At 31.6% G+C, this 19063-nt stretch carries 8 protein-coding genes; 1 reads left to right on the top strand and 7 read right to left on the bottom strand.

What is annotated here, in order from left to right:
- Positions 1 to 19 precede the first annotated feature (19 nt).
- The 6 genes from ABD939_RS14905 to ABD939_RS14880 form a co-directional block, all read right to left on the bottom strand.
- Positions 20 to 5149 (bottom strand): T9SS type B sorting domain-containing protein, encoded by a 5130-nt coding sequence (locus tag ABD939_RS14905; protein WP_345170249.1) that lies wholly within the window; start codon positions 5147 to 5149, stop codon positions 20 to 22.
- 179 nt (positions 5150 to 5328) lie between these two features.
- Positions 5329 to 10254 (bottom strand): T9SS type B sorting domain-containing protein, encoded by a 4926-nt coding sequence (locus ABD939_RS14900; protein ID WP_345170248.1) that lies wholly within the window; start codon positions 10252 to 10254, stop codon positions 5329 to 5331.
- A gap of 146 nt (positions 10255 to 10400) precedes the next feature.
- Positions 10401 to 12764, bottom strand: a complete 2364-nt coding sequence (locus ABD939_RS14895; RefSeq protein ID WP_345170247.1) for a T9SS type B sorting domain-containing protein — start codon at positions 12762 to 12764, stop codon at positions 10401 to 10403.
- An 88-nt stretch (positions 12765 to 12852) separates the two neighbouring features.
- Positions 12853 to 15570 (bottom strand): T9SS type B sorting domain-containing protein, encoded by a 2718-nt coding sequence (locus ABD939_RS14890; protein WP_345170246.1) that lies wholly within the window; start codon positions 15568 to 15570, stop codon positions 12853 to 12855.
- A 29-nt stretch (positions 15571 to 15599) separates the two neighbouring features.
- Positions 15600 to 16424 carry an ABC transporter permease gene (locus ABD939_RS14885; protein WP_345170245.1) on the bottom strand — a complete coding sequence of 275 codons (825 nt, stop codon included), beginning with the start codon at positions 16422 to 16424 and terminating at the stop codon, positions 15600 to 15602.
- Positions 16425 to 16434: 10 nt separating this feature from the next.
- Positions 16435 to 17337 carry an ABC transporter ATP-binding protein gene (locus ABD939_RS14880; RefSeq protein WP_345170448.1) on the bottom strand — a complete coding sequence of 301 codons (903 nt, stop codon included), beginning with the start codon at positions 17335 to 17337 and terminating at the stop codon, positions 16435 to 16437.
- Between the two features lie 123 nt (positions 17338 to 17460).
- Between ABD939_RS14880 and ABD939_RS14875 the strand changes: the two genes are divergently transcribed.
- On the top strand, positions 17461 to 18522 hold the full coding sequence (locus ABD939_RS14875; RefSeq protein WP_345170244.1) for a hypothetical protein: 1062 nt from the start codon (positions 17461 to 17463) through the stop codon (positions 18520 to 18522).
- Here the strand turns inward: ABD939_RS14875 and ABD939_RS14870 are convergent.
- Positions 18519 to 19034, bottom strand: coding sequence for an IS1096 element passenger TnpR family protein (locus ABD939_RS14870; protein ID WP_345170243.1), 516 nt, complete (start codon positions 19032 to 19034; stop codon positions 18519 to 18521). The two genes, ABD939_RS14875 and ABD939_RS14870, sit on opposite strands and share 4 nt — an antisense overlap.
- Positions 19035 to 19063: the final 29 nt, after the last annotated feature.

Raw genomic sequence — 19063 nt, 5'->3', positions numbered from 1 at the left:
ATTAAGCAAAATAATGCGGTTATCGTTTTAAAGTAAAATGTCCTTTAAACTCCCTGCCATCATCGAGCATTACTCTAAACCAATAATCATCAGAAGGTAAAACTTGACCGTTAAATGTACCATTCCATCCATTAGAAATTGGATCCAGCTGCTTCATTAATTTACCATATCGATCAAAAATATAAATATCACTTTGTGGCTGAAATTGAGCATTTATACCCAAAATTTGCCAATAATCATTTGTGCCATCGCCATTTGGAGTAAAAAAACTAGGATAATCAATCACAGAAATTTCAATAGATGAAGTACCACATCCTTTTTTATCTCTAACAAAAATTGTGTGAATACCTCCTCTAACTCGATCAAAGAAGGGTTCGTCTTGATATGATGAAAATTCATCATCCAAAGCATATTCGTAATCTCCCAAACCTAAATTAGCTTCATTTATCGTTATAGTATTATTATCTGATATATCAACTATAGTTATATCTGCTTGGGTTATAGTTGCCAATTCTGAAGCATTCACAAAAACTTCTCGAGTTCTTGAGCAATTTGTACCATCTGTTTTTGTTAATGTAATTGAATACGTTCCAGGAGTGGAAACTGTAAGTGTTTCATCATTTGAAAGTGATAGACCATTTTCGTCAAACCACTCGTAAATGAAAACTTCAGAGTTATCAGCTTCAAGAGGATCTAAAGTAACGGTAAAATTAGGGTCAGAAGAACACACAATTTGAGGAGTTTCAATTGTAAATTCTGGTAATGGGTTTATAATAAAATTAATATTTGTTGATGCTAAACAGGTTGTGTTTATTGGATTAACAACATCTACAGTTATAGTTTGAATTCCTGAAATTAATGGATTTGGTAGAGATGTTGCATTATTAATTATATTTCCATTTTCATCTTGATAGGTATAAAAAACATCCATTCCTGTTTGTGTGCCTAGAACCAAACTTTCAATATTTGAGGTATCGAATGGGTATAAGCGGTCATCATCAATATCCCCAGAATCTCCATCACAAACTATAAAATCAGTCACAGGATTTGCAACTGGACTTACATCTACTATAAACTCTAATGTCGTTTCATCGAAACAAGGGCCATCTGGTGCTGAAGTTGTATTATTTGTAACACGTATTGTAATGGTTTGACTAGCAGTTAAAAAGGGATTTGGTAAAGGGCTAGGTAAAACATTATTTAATGCGTCAAAATATTCAACAGTAACATCAGCTGGATTTTGAGTTCCTAATAAATCAGATTCAACTTGCGAGGTGTTAAATGGGAATTGGCCGTCATTATCATCATCACATTGTCTGTTAATTGCAACTGAGTTTGCAACAGGTAACGGTTCAACATTTAAAGTTATGTATGGGCCAAAAGCTTGACAGTCATTACCAACTTGACTATCAACTCTAACATAAATTTGTTGCGTATTAGGGTAGCCAATATTTCTGTAGTTAGATGTGTTGGTTATGGCATTACTTTCTGCCAGAGCATCCGCTTCATTTCTGTAAAAAGTAACGGTAGGCGTTTGTGGTAAAAAGAAATTTTCTACAGTAGCTTGAACGTAACTAAAATCGAATGTAGCTATACCATCTCTGTCATCGTTATTTGCGTTATCATTTCCATTAATATCCAAGAAGTCATCACACTGATTTAGAATTTCATTAATAGCACCAGCTGGTATTTGACTCGTACCAACATTTAGTTGAATTTCAGAAACTGATGCACAACCAAATTGAGATTCTACTCTTGCCCAAACTAAATCTGAAAAAGGGCTAGAGTTATTTTCGTAAGTGGTTGGTGAGGCTATATAATCTGGGTTTGTAATATCTCCAGAAATAGCAGCAGCTTGAGTTAAGAAATAAGTAATTGTTTCGTTTATAGCGTTACTAGTAATCTCATTATTTGCCTCGGTTAAGTTAAAAAAGCTGATACCATCTATGTCATCATCACATTGAATTAAAACAACAGGTGAGTTTACTATTGGCAGAGGATTTACGGTGAGTTCAATTTCATCTGAATATAATCCACAACCATTTCCATTTCTATTTAACTCTGCTCTGTATTTGTAAGTGTTAAATGATAATGGTGTACTTAAAATATTTAAGTTAGGAGTTTGTGAGCCACTATAGTTTGCATTATCAACTACTATATTCCAAGTAATTCCATCAGTACTTACTTCCCATTGTATAGTATCGAAAGTTGTACTTGAAATAGATATTATCGCGTCTGATAATTCACAAGTTGTGGTGTTTACTGGTTGTATATCTATAACTATAGGAGCATTATTTAAAAAATCAGGATTTGGTGCAGTGTAACCATCAGCAGAGTTAGTAACTAGTCCGTTGGTATCAACAATCACAGGGTTGTCACCTAATAAATCATCACCGTTTCCATCAGAAAACCCAGCTTCAATAACATCGCTACATGTATCTCCATCACTATCAAGGTCTATATAAGAGAAAACAGTATCTGCATCAAGATCGTTAGGTGTATAACCTATTAAGTTACTGTCTGGCGACGTTTCAGCTCTGTCAACCCAACCATTAACTCCAAAAATAGGTCCATCATCAATACCATTTACATCTGTATCTGATAAGTTTGTAAACGTTGGATCTGCTTCAATTAAGTCGTATATACCATCATTATCACTATCTAAATCGTAAAAATCGAATACTCCATCATTATCGCTATCTAGCGGTATTGCGTTAATATCAAAAATATCATCTAGTCCGTTAATATCTGCATCAACTCCAGATAAAGTAACTAAGCTTCCAAGATTTTCGACAAAATCTGGAATACCGTCGTTATCGCTGTCTAAATCTAGTTCATCTTTAATGCCGTCAGAATCATTATCATTTTTAAAACAGGTTAGCGAAATGTTTGTTTGAAAACTTGATGTTACTGATACATTTTGTAGTATATGAAAAAACTGAAAGCCATCAACTTGATTTGCAAGAAATTGATAAGGCGTATTTCCATTGGGAGTAGGATTATATTTAAAACGAATTTCAGATCCTGAAATTTGAGTTACACCAGTTTCGAAAAGACCATCAAAATTTGAATCGACTAGCAGCCTATTATCTGGATCAACTAAGGTGATGTTTTTATTTACAGGTAAGATTTTAGCAATAAAATATTCTCCATTAACAGACGTATGTGTGTGTGAAGTGTCTTCAGATAGTTTAATATTAACGGGTTCTGTAAATGCTAAATCATAAATATTTTCACCGTTACTATCTTGAGGTATTTCACTTGTAATATTACCTGTTCCAGTAAGCCTAATTACACTTGTTCCTGGGCTTGTTCTATTAAGTGTAATATTGTCTGTTGCTATTGTTGTATTAATAGTTCCATCTTGAAACCTAAGTCTTGGTGGTCTTGTATCTGATAAATCCAAAACAACGTCCCCTCTTGATTCAGTACAGTTAAGAATACCATCATTGTCATTATCAATATCTATATTATCAATTATGCCATCATTATCAACGTCATCAGGACAAATACTTACTGGAACTTCAACTGATTCTAGAGTTTCTCCAGTACAAGTTATAGTTCCTATTAATTTATACCTTGCTGGAATTGTTGGTGTGATTGAGGGCACGTTTGAGGCTAATAATTGAAAACCAGAACCGTCATCATAAAACCATTCATAACTATCAAAGTTTTGAGCATTGGCTGCTTCTAAAGTTATATTTGGAATACAATTACCTAAAGTGGCAAATTGGGCATCAAAATTAATTTCAGGATTTGTTGGAAATCCTGAGTAAAAACTTCCTGATGTTGCAGCTCCATTTTGGTTGAAATAGGCAACATACAATTCGTCATCACCTTGAACTGAAACATTTCCTCTTAAACCTGTTACAGTATAAGTAATATAATCTGGTTTTCCGGTAACGGCATTTGGAGTAACTGTAAGTGGTTGATTGTTAATAGTTACCGTAGCTCCAACTTTAGTAACTATTGATACACCACTGTTTTCGGTATAAGGTGTATTACCAATAAAATCAATAATTGGAATGTTATCAATATTTCCTCTTGTTTCACAACTTAAAGGAGGGACAAAGAACATACCTTGATTAGCCTCAGAATTTGAACCAATTCCTTGATACGCAAAAACATTTTGACTTGTTTCAACATACATATTACCAGCAGTACTATAGTTATTACCTTCAATAACAAAATACTCACCTGCATTTATGGTTACACCTGTAGCATTGCCGTTTATACTGATTGTAGTATTATCAGTATGCGCAACAATTAAAACATTTTCCCAATCATTGTTTCCATTACCTCTAACAAAAATGTACTCATTACCTATTTTTGAAAGACCAGCTATTTGGTCAATTCCGTAATCTCTTGCTCCTCCATTCCCAAAACTCCCATTGGCAGACCCACAATTGACGGCAATAGGTTTGTCAGCAGCTACTAAACACCCAATTAATCCATCCATTAAACCATTAGCTCCAGGACCATTAGTATTTGTATTAATAGCTATTATATAACTCTCACCTTCGTTTAACGTTATTGTAATTGGGCCTGTAACTGCAGTTGTGCCCAAGCTACTCTCTAAGAGAAGTCCCAAGGGTAAGTTGTTAAAATTAATGGTTGTATTATCTTCTGTTGCCATTACAGATAAAAAACTCAAATAATTATTTTGTGGATTAGCGCTGGTATAGGTTCCTATTCTAAAAGTAGTATCTAGCGCAGAAAGTCCTTTACTAACTAGTGCTCCAGCTTGAGCATAAGTCCCATTATTTCCCAAACCAGCATTCATCCTTACAGAAACATAAATTGGTGCTTCGGCTTCAATGATATATCCTTTATTGTTAGTTACTTTACTTGTATCTTCAGAATTCTGAAATAATTGAGTATCGAAACCAATATCTATAAATTGAACCTGTGGATTATTGTTTGAAACAGTTCCCGTTATGGGTGTGCCTCCAATAGGAATTATAGTGTATGGTACTAGTGAATTACTTGGTGTAGAAATATAGATATATTGATCTCCTGGGTCGGCGTTTGCAGGTCCACTTGTTAATGGTGGTATATAATGTTTTTTACTAAGTTGAGCATGCACAAAACTTGAAAAAGAAAGAACAAAAATAAGCAGTAGTACTTTTAGCCAAGATCCAGTTTGCATTTCAGGGTTTTAAGTTTATTTAGATTTAAGGTTCAATACTTTAAAATAATCAGCTTCTAAAATAAATTATTTAATTTACTTTAGACTTCAATAATCTATAAAGGTTTAAATCTTTTAGATGAAAAGAACAAAAAGACTAATTAAGTGTAAAAAAGGTGCTTCTTGTCGCACGCTTGTGTTTATCGTTTTAACGTAAAATGTCCTTTTAAATCGAAAGCTTCTCCATTTTGAATAACCTTGGCAACAAACCAATAATCATCTGATGGCATGTTTTCTCCATTGTAAGTTCCATCCCAACCAATTGAAGTATGAGGTAATGTTTTGAGTAGTTTACCATGACGATTATAGATATATACAATACTACCAGGTAACTGATTTGCACCAATTATATGCCAATTATCATTAAAAGAATCACTATTTGGTGTAAAAAATTTAGGTATATCAAATATAAAAACACTAATAGGTAAATCTTCACAACCATTTAAGTCTCTTACGTAGATTATATGTGGACCATAGGGTACATTACTAAAAACATTGGAGGTTTGTGGTTCTCCATCATCATCTAATATAAAAACGTAATCACCAATTAAACCGTTAGCTAGTTCTAAAGTTATACTATTTGGATCTGCGAAATCTATTTTTGCACTTACATCTCCTATCGCCGTTTGAGATTCAGTTACAGTAAAACTATGTTCAGTTTCGCAATCTCCAGTTATATAAGGTCTTATTACCTTCACAGATAAGTCAAGAGTTCCCATTGTTAAATCTGATGGTTCTACTATTATTTCAGGACCAGTTTCTCCTGTAGACCATTCATATAAATCGCCATTTATTCCAGTTTCTGCACTAATTATAAGAGGATCGTTATTGCATAAAGGTACAATTTGATTAATTGGAATTATTGGACTTCTCTTTATGTTTAAATTAAATTGCGTTAAACTGAAGCAATTCGTGGTATTATTTTCTACGCGTACAAATATAGTTTCACCGTCAAACCCTAGATAAGAATTATTTAATGGATCAGTTTTATTTTCTGCATCCTCATTAGAAGCATAATAACTTAATGAAAATTGACTAGGCGATTGGGTAGCTCCTAAAATAATATTATCTCTATCAGTAAGATTAAATAATAATGCATCAGTTTCGTCAGCATTGTTATCGCAATAAAATAATCCTGGAGGTGTATTTGCTATTGGGTTAGGATTTATTTGTAGTTCAAATGAAACTACAATAGGGCAACCCGAACTTATATCAGATACTCTAATATAAATCATATGGTTATTTGAAGTGTAATTGAATGTATTACCAATTGGTGCTGTGTTATTATTAGCATCATCAAAGGTATTATGATATGAAATATTTACCGTACTTATATCATCAACAATTAACGTATCAATTTGAGTTAAATCGTAGCTGTCTGTTTCGTTATCGCATATTTCAATGGTACCAATTGTATTTGTTAAGGGTGGTAGGTTAACAATAAGTTGTAAAGGAATTACACTAAAACAACCAGTTAAAGTATTTGCAACTTTTATATAAACTGTTTTTGAATTTGATATAAAATTTTGAGGGTCTGGAATTGCATTTGAATTATCTAAACCATCATTTTCATTTATATCAGTTTCATTTTCAAAATAGTTTACAATTAGGTTAGACTGTATTCTATCCAAAATATCAAAATCTGCTGTTTCAAGATTAAAAGTTGTAAAACCATCATAATCAACATCACATTCAATTAAAGGTGCGGTAACTTGAGTAATATCTGGCGCTGGTACAATATTTAAGCTTATTTCTTCCACAACATGGCAAAGTGAGTCGTCACTTTCAATTCTAACAAAAATAGTTTGCGGGTTAGCTATGTTACTGTAGGTAAGAGGTAATGGATTTGAGTTACTACTAAGATCTGCATCATCAAAGCTTATGTGAAAAGAAATATTTAAATCATCAGGATTTGTAATACCATTTTTCATTTCAGCAATTTTTTCTTTAAAATCGAAAACTTCGACTTCATCATTACTAATATCATCGCATGTTAAAAACGGTGTAGGTGAATTGTATATGGGATCTGGCGATACCTGCATGATAAAAGAACTGGTTGAAAAACAATTTGCATCAGTTATATTTTCTACACGTACATAAATAGTTTGCGGGCTCGAAGTGTTTTGATAAATATTATTTTTATCAATAGGGAGTGTTAATGCAGCGTCTTCAAAATAATAAACATCTTTATCAATTTGTCCATTTAAAATTTCAGTATCTTTTTCAGAAAGTAAAAAATCTGCTGTACTGCTTCCTCCAACCTGACAAATTTGAAAATTTTCAATCGTTGGAATAATGGGTAGAGTATTAACTATAATTTCTAATTCTACAATATTAAAACAGCCAGAAGTATCTATACTACTTTCAACCCGTATGTAAATAGTTTGTGTATTGGCGTTATAATTAGTTAAGTCTGCTGCTGGAATCGCATTTGTAAATGTATTTGCATCATCTAAAGAAGTAAAGAAATCTATATTTAAATTAGTTGTATCTGGTACAACTTCAGAAATTTTGTCTTCTAGGTTGACAATAAAAAATCCATCTTGGTCATCATCACAAATTATGTATGGGGATGGATTACTTGCGGCAGGAGCAACAAGAACTTCAATGTCGAATGGATTTACGGTAGAACACCCCGTAAGAATATGTTCTATTCTTGCATACAAAGTTTCTATTGGATTTGTGTTTGTGTAAAAAGGCGGTAACTCGTTTGTTGTACTGTTATTTATGTTAAAATTTTCTGCATCAAACTGTGTTGGAAAATATCTAACTTCAAAGTCTGTATTTCCTCCGGTTACTAAATCGTCTAACGAATGTAAATCAATACTAGTAATACCGTCATCATCATTATCGCAATATGGTAGTGGCGTAGCAGGAGTAAACTGTAAAATAGGGTTTACTAATAGTGTAATGTCTTCAACCTGGCTACAATTTCCATCATTTAATCTTATATAAAGTACTGTAGGGCTAACAGCTGCAAATAGTTGAGTTTTATCTATTGGATTTGTATTGGTATCTCTATCTGTTTCATTTTCAAAAAACGTTACAGTAACAGGGTTAGGTAGATTGTTACTGATGAAATTTTCTACAGTGTTAAGGTTAAAATCTAGTGTATCGTTAATATCATCATTGGTATCACACAAGGCAAAATCTCCGGTATCTGTACCAGTTAATAACAAATTGGTGTGAATTTCAACTGGTACTACTGATGCACAACCAGTTACATCATCTTCAATTCTGGCATAAAGTGTTTGTTGTTCTGGTACTAAATTTTGATAATTTGTTTCGTTTGCTATAATATTTGCACCAATTTGAGCGTCATCAAAACCTTCATGAAACGTAACCGTGACTCCTGTTAACCCATTTAATATATCTGCAATTACTTGTGTTAAGTCAAAATTTGCGGTACCATCTAAATCTGGATCACAAGCGTCAATATATTGTGTGTCTCGATTTACAATAGGGCTTGTTGTAATATTTACGTTAAGTACAGAAGTGTTTACACAGCCAGTTTGTAAGTTAACAACTCTAACGTAAACCACATCTGTTGGGGTGTTGACATTAATATAAGGTATGGGAATAGGGTTGTTGCCATTACTTGCATCTGTAGAGTTGTAATGATAGGTAACATTTAAGTTTGGGTCGCCAGCAGTTATTTCATCATCTTTAACAGATAAATCTATTACTGAATAACCATCAGGAGAATCATCGCTATCACATACTTCTAAATCTGTAGGAGTAATTAAATTAGGAAGCGAGTTTACTATTAAGTTAAAACTAGTGTAGGCAAAACAGTTGGTATCTAAATCTTCAATACGTACAAAGATTTCTTGTGGGTTTTGAGGATTAGAAATTGGCGTTGTTATTTCATTTACATTTCCTCTTGCTTCAGTTTCAGATAAATGATACGAGAATGTATAGTTTGTAAAAGGAATATTTGGTATTAGTTCTGCGGTTTTTGTTGATAGGTCAAATATTTCTGTTGCGTCACCACTATTATTACTATCACATAATTCGTAATTAGATATTGATGTTATGGCTTCTTCAGTATTTAGAACAATAACTATTTCATCTTCTTCAACACAATCCATTCCATTTAATGGAACTGTAACTTCAACTCGATATGTGCCATTTTGTACTGCGTTATATGTTGGTGTTGTTTGTACGCTAACAGATGTTCCATTTAAAAACCATTCATATGTAGCTAGTGGGTTTTGAATATCAGCATTTAATAAGGCAGAACTGGCACAAGTAGATATGTCATCTCCTAAATCTAGTATCTTGAAACTATTACCCTCAATAAAAACTGCTGAGTCAAAGGTACCGTCAGTTTGGTCAGCTATAATTAATTTTACATGGTATGAGACATAGGGCGTTATAGTTGTTGAAGCTGTTAAAACTGTGGTTCTACCTATATAGTTTGTGTCTCCGATATTATAATTATCAAAATACTGTTCATTTTGAGCAGCACAAGCGGGTAATAAATTAGTATGAACAGTTCCAGTATTAACAGGGTCTGTAGTGCCTGGAACTAATGCTATATTTTGATAAGGCGCATTACTTCCTGTTTCTCTTATAAGAAAAACAAAGCCATCTGAAACTTGGCAAGGGTTGATACCATCATAATCTTCAGAGGCAAACAAATAATTAAATTGAAATTGACTTGAAATAGAAGTAATATCAAATTCTATAGAAGTTGCATTAAGTGTGTTGGTTGTCATTAATGCCGTTTCTAAATCAGGATCTGTCCCCCAAGCTGAGGAGCCATCGCTTAAAGGTGGTGTAATAACACCATTTCCAGCAGCTGTGGCATTTCCCGTAGTTAAAAGTATACCATTCTGAAAAGGAAAATTAGAACTAGCACGCTCAAAATAACCAAAACTTGGTACACCAAAAGGCGTTCCATTAACCGCAGAAGTAATGTTTGTAATTTCTACACAACCATCTACAAGATTGTCTTCAATCAGTTGTTGTAATGGTACAGAATTATCTACAGTAATCTGTTGAGAAAACATGAAATTATTACAACAAAATATTATAATTAATATGTAGTAATTAAATTTCATAGTAGGTTTTTCTTTAGTTTACTTGATTTGAGTAAAATATTAAATTTAAATTTGGGTTTAAATTCGATAGAAAAGTAGATGTTTTTTTGCTAAAATGCTAAAAAATAGAATAAAATGCATTTTAATTGGTTTTTCGGTAATTAAATCTAGTACTTAAGTGTAAAATGATTTTTAAAAATTCTACCATCTTGGAGTTTTACAGAGAACCAATAATCATCAGTAGGGAGTCTTTCTCCATTAAATAATCCATCCCACCCTTCTCCTAAAGGGTTGATCTCTTTTATTAGCTTTCCAAAGCGATTAAAAATCAATATTTTAGAATCTGCTTGAAACATATTTGATATACCAATTACCTGCCACGTATCATTAACTCCATCATTATTAGGAGTAAAGAATTTGGGAAAACCAACAACTGAAACATTTTGATTAATAATACCGCATTCATTTTTTATATCTCTAATATTTACAGTATATATTCCAGGAGAAACATTCTCAAAAATATTACTTTCTTGATATGGGCTAGAAATATTATTGCTTGTATTAATTAGCTGATATTCATAAGTACCCTCTCCAGATGCCAAAACTGTTATTGTGTTATTTTCAGAAACGTCAATAACTTCTATAGTCTCAATAGTTGCTATATTAGAAGGATTTACAGTAATTGTTCTTTCTTTTGAACAACCATTTGTATTAGTTACTGTAACATTATAATTTCCAATTTCGTTAACTTCTATACTAAAAGTGTTTTCTGTAGTTGACCAATTATAGCTGTAATTAATGGGAGAATCATTAATTATACCAGAATCTAATGTAATTGTGTTTGGAAAAGTATTGAGACAATAAAGTGCTAAACTTTCTGTATCAATATTTGGTAATTCGTTAACAGTAAGAACTATTTCACTTATGCCATAGCAGTTATTTGCGTTTTCAACACGAGCATAAATAGTTTGATTGTATTCTATTGTATTTGTATAAACTACATCTAAATTGTTAACTTCTAGAAGTGCATCATTATAAGTTTCAAAATATGAAATATCTAAGCCAATTGGTAAACCATTTGTGATATCATTATCAGCATCATTTAAATTAAATTGGTAAAAACCATCTTCTACACCGTCATCATCGCAAACGATTAAACTCGTATTATTAGAGTCGGTTAAACTTACTTCAAGGGTTAATTCTGAATCACTTTTACAACCTGTAACATCATTTATAACATCTACATAGATAGTTTGCGGATTTACTGTATTGGCGAACGAGTCTGCGTTTATTTCTTGTGTTTTAGAAACGTCTGTATAGAATTCAGTAGATCGATTAGGTAATCCTCCTGTTAGATTAATATTAGCTTCGTTGAGGTTAAAGAGTGTGAAACCATCATTAATTCCGTCTTCGTCACATTGTAAAATAGTATGGTTGAAGGCTTCAGGATTTAAATTCACAACTAAATTTATACTAGCAATACTCCTACAATCTGGATTAAAATTATCTTCAATTCTTACAAAAATTTCCTGATTAAAGGGTCTAGTATTATAATATGAATCTGGTAAAGGAGAGGTTTCTGTTATCGCATCATTTTCTGTTCTGTAATAATTAATGTTAACATTTGCAGGATCTTGACCATCTAAAATAATAGTGTCAAGAGTTTGTAAGTCAAATATTGCCTGTCCATTTGTGTCGTCACCATCATTTAAGTCGTCACAAGTTGAATAATTAATTGGGTTGAAAAAATCTAAACCTATGGAGACTTCTAAATCAAAACTTGAAATATCAAAGCAATCGGTAGTTGAGTTTTCAATTCTTGTAAAAATAGTTTGCGGGTTTGTAATATTAGTATAAGGACTGATTAAGGGTCTTATTCCAATAATAGCATCGCTTTCACTTTCATGATAGGTGATATCCACATTTGTTTGATTTCCTCTAATTGAACTTGTTTTAGACTCTAAATCGAACGCAGTAAATCCATCATCAACAGGAGCTATAACATCACAAATGCTTAGAGTAGTTGGGTTAGGCGTTGATAGATTGGTAGATTCATCAGTTGGTGGTTCAGAAAATGTAGCTGTACCTGTCCATTCTAAGCTAAAACCACTACTACCTCTAGGTCTATCTATCACAATAAAATAAGTGTGTCCAGCTTCAGTATCTAGCCATCTAACAAAGCTGTTACCATTAGGACCAAGTCCTTCAGTGAAATCTGTTTCTGTACTATTCATTCCTGTTAAATTGCTAGTCAAGCCTGCAGCCAGGGGGTTAGTAGTAGAACATCTTATAGTACTACCAAGATTCCCACAACTTACATTAGGTCCAAACACAAAAAAGTCATAGTCTTCAATTAAGTTAGTACTCTCTGGGGTTAAAGTAAAACCTAAAGTCCCATCTGTAATTACAGTAACTTGTAACCAAACACTATTATTCTCGTTACTAAAGCATGAATTATCAAATTCTCTAATTCCAGAACCATTTACATCTAAATTAACATTTGAATTTCCGCATACTATAATGGCATCCACACAATCATTTTGAGCAAAACAAAAAGTTGAACAAAAGAAAAATACTAATAGGTATTGTAAGCAAATTTTAAATTGAAATTTCAAAAAATTAATATTTTAAAGTGAAATGATTTTTAAATATTCTTCCGTCTTGCAAGGTAATAGAGAACCAATAATCATCTGAAGGGAGTTTTATTCCATTACTAGTGCCATTCCAGCCTTGTCCAAGCGGATTTATCTCCTGAACTAGTTTTCCGTAACGGTTATAAATAAGTATTTTGCTATTTGGTTGAAACATACTAGAAACACCATAAACTTGCCAAGTATCATTTATTCCATCGTTATTTGGTGTAAAGAATTTTGGAAAACCAATTACTGATACATTTTGTTCAACAGAGCCACAATTATTTTTTACATCTTTAACTGATACAGAATAAATTCCTGGAGACACATTTTCAAATATATTATTTTCTTGATAAGGAATAATAAGGTTATTGTTTTCCTTAAAAAGTGCATATTCGTAAATACCCTCACCTGAAACCATTACTGTTATAGTATTGTTATCTGTAACGTCTATTACGTCAATAGCATTAAAAGTGGCTAGATTTGATGGTTCTATATTTACTTTTCTGCTTTTAGAACAACCATTACTGTTAGTTACTAAAACATTATATTCTCCTGGTTCATTTATTTCAATATTATAAGTTGTTTCTCCAGAACTCCACAAGTATGTATATTTACTTGGAGAATCATTAATAACCCCGGCATTTATGATTATTGGTTTAGGGAAATTATTTAAACAATAGAAGTTTGAGCTTTCAATTTCAATATTAGGTAATTCATCAACTTTTAATGAGATTTCACTAATGCCGTAACAATTATTTGCATTTTCAACTCTTGCGTATATGGTTTGATTGTACGGAATAGTATTTGTAAAGGATGATCCTAAGTCGTTTTGTTCTAATAAAGAATCTTCATATGTTTCGAAATAAGATATATTTAAACCATTTGGTAAGCCATTTACAATTTGAGAATTAACCTCACTTAAGTTAAATGTTTGAAAACCATCTTCAACACCATCATCATCACATATTGTAATTGATACATCATTTGAATCTGTGGTACTAACACTAATTTCGAGCTCAGAAATATCATAACAGTTTGTATTTGTGTCATAAACTTCTACGTAAATAATTTGAGGATTAGAAATATTACTAAATGAAGAACCATTTATTTGATTTGTTCTAGCGATGTCTGTATAAAACCTCGTTGAAAGGTTACTGTTATTATTTGTTAATTCAGGATTAGCTTCGTTTAAATTGAAAGTTGTAAAACCATCAATAATATCATCTTCATCACATTGTAAAATGGTGTGATTAAATGCTTCAGGATTTTGATTATAAACTACAAAAGCCTGACCTTCAAAAGCACAATCTCCATTGTTAGGGTCTATGTAAACTTGATAATGACCACTTTTTGATACTTCTAAATCAAAATCAGTTTCAGTTAATGGAACACCATCTAGTGTCCATATGTAGGATGCTCCTGAAATATTTTCAGATATTAAAGTATACTTATCTCCATCACACAAAGCTAGGTTAATTGAACTCTCACCATTTTTAATGATATCAATTTCAGTATTAAAAAATGAAGATATAAATGGAGGAAGTCCTTGAGAGGAATTAAATGGAGTTAAATTTATTGCGTTGTGAATATAATTACAGCCTCTTCCTATAGTATTAGGGTTTTCTATTACACCAAGGAATGGTAAGCCCTCATTATATGTAGCACTTAATGCTCTGTATATTTTTCCATTAGGACCAAGTTGTAAAGCACCTCTGTAAAGCTGTCTCTCGTCTATTATAACTCTAGAATCACTTGGGTTGTTATTTGATAAGTCAAACTGAGCTAAAATTGATGTATGATTAGATGGGATATTACCATTACTGGGATCGTCAAAGTCAAAAAAATCGTTCGATGAATGAACGTAAAGCAAATTACTGTTTGGAGAAAATTCAACTCCATATGGAAAAATATTTCCATTTGTGTCAGATAAATTAATAGTTTGTTTATTTGTAAGAGTTCCAGTTGATACATCGAAATCATAAATAAATAATCCATCACGAACATTTGCTGAAGCTATTTTTTTCCCGTCAGGAGAAAGTTTTAAATAACCTCTTCCATCTGAAACAATTGGAGTTAACGTTGTTTTTACAGAATTGGAATCTACACCTGATGGGGAGACTTCAAAAGCATGAAAAGTATCATAAAGCCTTTCTTCTGTTCCATCCTTAGAAGCATAGGCTAAAACCCAAATAGAACCAGATATACAATCTTTTAAAACGGCTGTAATTTTTTCTGAGCAAACTCCTAAAAGATTTGTGTTTTTGTCAGTTACAGCACCTAAACCATTATCTAGAGTTATATCAACTTCGGAATAGTTTAATCCAAAATTAAAACCATTCAAATTATTATCAACAGTAAAAATGTAGTAAATATTTGATGATTCGGGTTTGGGCACAATAATAGCAGACTGCGAGCTGGATGGATCACCAAATAGACCTGAACCATTAGCCATTGTTACATGGTTTTTATTCCAAACTGTTATACCATCTGTATAAAATAAAAGATTGCCAGAATCATCTGAAATTGATGAGCAACCTTCTCTAGTGTTTAAGCGTCCATCAGTAGTAATTGATACTGAATTTGTATCTAAATTAAAGGATAAACCTGCATTTTCACCAAAATACCAATTCGCTGCTTGGTTTTGCGATAGTGCTTTAGCCCCAGTTAAAATAATTATTAAAAGGAAAATTTTTTGTTTCATCTTTTACATAGCAAATGCTATCAAAGATATTACAAATCTCGCTTTTTCAATAATCTAAACGATAAAAAGACGAATAGTGCTGTCCAACCTAAAACTATAGCTATTTCGTGCCAGTGTACAGCATAATCGTAAACTAAATCTGCTTTTTCTGGAAATTTACTCATCGCTATTCTTTGAAAAGGTTGATCTATTAGCTTATACATCGATTTTAACGGAAAGAAATTTTGAATTTTTTCAGCAGTATTCATGTCTATTTTCCATGATAGTAACCCAAAAATTATCCATTCTAATATGTATAAAATAAATAAAAACGCTAATGCAAAAGCAGATCGTTTTACAAGCATACTAAAAAACAAACATAAACTAAAGAATCCCATAAGTTTAACAAAATAAGCTACGAGAAAATTAGTTTCTTGTATTACGATACTCATTTCATTATAACTTGAATAGTACAAGCCTATACAAAAAGAAATGAGAGCTATTAAGACTGTAGAAACAAGTGAAAAGAAAGCAATAGTGTAGAATTTAGACAGAATAAATTCCTTTTTACTCAATCCGTCAATTAAGTTTTGTTTTATAGTTTTATTGCTATACTCGTTACCAATCATGCTTACTACAACTATGGCAAAAAAGAATTTAAATTGTGAGGCAAAAAAGGTTGTTAAATGCCAAATTATTGGAAAATTAAAAATACCAAGTTCTCCTAGTTCTAGAGTAAAAAAACCGAAAACATTAATTTTTAATGATGATAATAAGATTACAAAAAAGGGTAAAATGAAAGATACAAAAATGAGTATTTTACTTGTTCTGTTAAGCAAAAGTTTTTGTAATTCTAAATTTAAAAGTCGTAACATTTGGTTGGGATTAGTTTTTTTGATTGTCAGTAAGTTGTAAAAATTGTTCTTCTAAGCTTTCTTTACGTTGCACTAAATGGGTTAGAATTATATTTTGCTCAAAAAGTTGTTTGTTAAAATCTTCAGATTTCATAGGTTCATTTAAGAAAGCAGTAACTAAATCATCTTGAATTTTTATGTTTCCAAAAGCATTATGATTTTCTAAAAAAGATACTAGTTCTTCTTGTTTATTGCATTTTAATTCAAAAAAACCATGACTAGAAATCATTTCATCAACACGGCCAGAATAGAGTTTTACACCTTTCCTCAATACCACTACATGCGAACATACTTTTTCAACTTCATCTAATAAATGTGATGCCAATAATATTGTTGTGCCTTTGGCAGCAATTTGTTTTATTATTTCTCTTATTTGATGAATACCCTGAGGGTCTAAACCATTTGTAGGTTCATCTAAAATTAAAATCTCAGGATCATTTAGTAGGGCAGAAGCAATAGCTAAACGTTGTTTCATACCCAAAGAATAGGTTTTAAACTTACTGTTCTTTCTATCTAATAAACCAACAATTTCAAGTTTTTCGTCAATTTTATCGTAGTTAACACCTTTAATTCTGCAAACTAATTTAAGGTTTTGTGATGCCGTCATGTAAGGGTAAAAGTTTGGACGCTCAATAATGGCTCCAACTTTTTTTAAAGCATCATGTGTAGATGTGTTCCCGTCAAACCAATGAAAATCTCCTTCAGTCTTATTAACAACATTTAAAACTATACCAAGAGTAGTAGATTTTCCACTACCATTGGGTCCTAAAATACCGTAAACATTACCTTTGTTTATGGTGAATGATAAATCTTTTACAGCTGTTAAATACCCGAATTTTTTTGTTAGGTTACTAATTGTAAGTATGGATTCCAAATTATAATTTTTTAATGTCGAATTTGAAACCGACATTGGTTAGTTATTAAAGTATGACGATCCTCTTTGATTTTTGTTACATTTTTAACTATAAAACATTAAATTTGGTTAAGTTTTAAACCCATGCAAGATTTAAAAATATCTAAAAGAAAGCCATCATATCCTATAAACGAAAAGCTTCACCGATATCTATCTAAATATAATAGAAATATAAAAATTCCTATTTTTTATGAAGATTTATTGAGGTTTCAAGGATCTATTGTGGTTTATGATAAAGATGAAAAAGACACTTTGTGGATACGTGTTTATTATAATGAATTTGAAAGAGAAGAAATTGAATCTGCATTAAAGAAAGTGTATACCATTTTTCATTCTGACGGAAATGAAAATATATTACCGTTTTTAAGTGTAGATGCTATAGATTTTTGCACTTTTGGAAATTCTAAACCTTTCAGAATAAAAATCCGAAATATATTAAATGACAACTCTACTTATTTTTATGTGAAAATTGCTGATGCTTCAAGGATTTATGGTTTAGAATTAGAGCATATGTTATCGCCATATAACTTAAACTTTTTGGTCTATAAAAATACTTTGATTGAAGAGCATATTGTAGGAATTCCTGGAGATGAGTTTATTAAAAACATGTTGCCAAATTGCACAAAATCTGAAAAGTCTCAAATAGCTAAAGAGTTTGTAAAGTTTAACGAACGTTGTATGATTAGGTTGTTAGGAGATATGCGATCTTATAATTATGTTATTGTACCCACTCATGATTTTGATAAGGTTGTTTATAAAATTAGAGCTATAGATTTTGATCAACAATCCTACGAGGGTAAATTTAATATCTACAGACCTCAATTTTTTAAAGAAAACTTTAAAATGGTAGAATTGGTTTCTAACAATATTCAAAAGCTATCAATAGATCAATACAAAACAGAGGAGCGTTCTATTTTAGTGAAGCGTTTAAAGAGTTTTTATAACAGAGTAAATAGGCTTATTGCTTGTATAGAAGAAGATGATATTTCGAAAAAATCTCATGTAGATTTATTAAAAATGACCATATTTGAATATACCCATGATGTGAACTTTAAAAAGAGTAAGAATATGGGAGAAATTCTAAAATATTCATTAGAATTCTTAACTAGAAACTATGAAAATGTTAACCCTTTAGAACTAGACTAATTCCAGTTTTCGTCAAAATCTAAATTATCGTAATCATCTACATCAATACCGTCATCAAACTCACTTAATTCATCTAAATTATGCGATTCAAACGTTTTTTCAGGAGCAGTATCTGGTACTTGTCCTTGAACGAACATAAGATTAGGATAATCTGAGCCTTGAGCTTCATCTACTATTTCTGCCAGTTCAACATAAAAAGTCCACATGCTTAAAAAGTCGTATATATAAATAAGTTTTGTTTGCGCTTCATGTACTACATCATTTAAGGTAGTTTCGTTCATAAGGCGAATTGATTGTTGCCCTTCACTTAAATCTACCATTGAAATTTCTTCACCTTGATCCCATTGGTCATTACTCAAGTAAAACGATGCCATTTCTAAACCATCAAAGCCAAAAGATTGTGTAATTATATTGTGCAAATCTTCAAGAGTATCAGTTTCTCGAATTTCTAAATCGCGAAAAATATCATCTTCTGTATCATTATCAAGTATAACTCTAAATCTGTAAATCATGGTCCAATATTAAAGGTACAAAGATATGT

Source organism: Algibacter aquimarinus (genome assembly GCF_039543265.1).
Taxonomy (GTDB): Bacteria; Bacteroidota; Bacteroidia; order Flavobacteriales; family Flavobacteriaceae; genus Algibacter_B; species Algibacter_B aquimarinus.
The sequence above is the reverse complement of the archived record's forward strand: the minus strand, read 5'-3'. Positions and strand labels throughout refer to the sequence as shown.

Bases quoted from the DNA above. Each gene is read 5' to 3' on its own strand.
- ABD939_RS14870 (WP_345170243.1), bottom strand. From the start codon at position 19,034: ATGATTTACAGATTTAGAGTTATACTTGATAATGATACAGAAGATGAT.
- ABD939_RS14885 (WP_345170245.1), bottom strand. From the start codon at position 16,424: ATGTTACGACTTTTAAATTTAGAATTACAAAAACTTTTGCTTAACAGA.
- ABD939_RS14905 (WP_345170249.1), bottom strand. From the start codon at position 5,149: ATGCAAACTGGATCTTGGCTAAAAGTACTACTGCTTATTTTTGTTCTT.
- ABD939_RS14875 (WP_345170244.1), top strand. From the start codon at position 17,461: ATGCAAGATTTAAAAATATCTAAAAGAAAGCCATCATATCCTATAAAC.
- ABD939_RS14890 (WP_345170246.1), bottom strand. From the start codon at position 15,570: ATGAAACAAAAAATTTTCCTTTTAATAATTATTTTAACTGGGGCTAAA.
- ABD939_RS14900 (WP_345170248.1), bottom strand. From the start codon at position 10,254: ATGAAATTTAATTACTACATATTAATTATAATATTTTGTTGTAATAAT.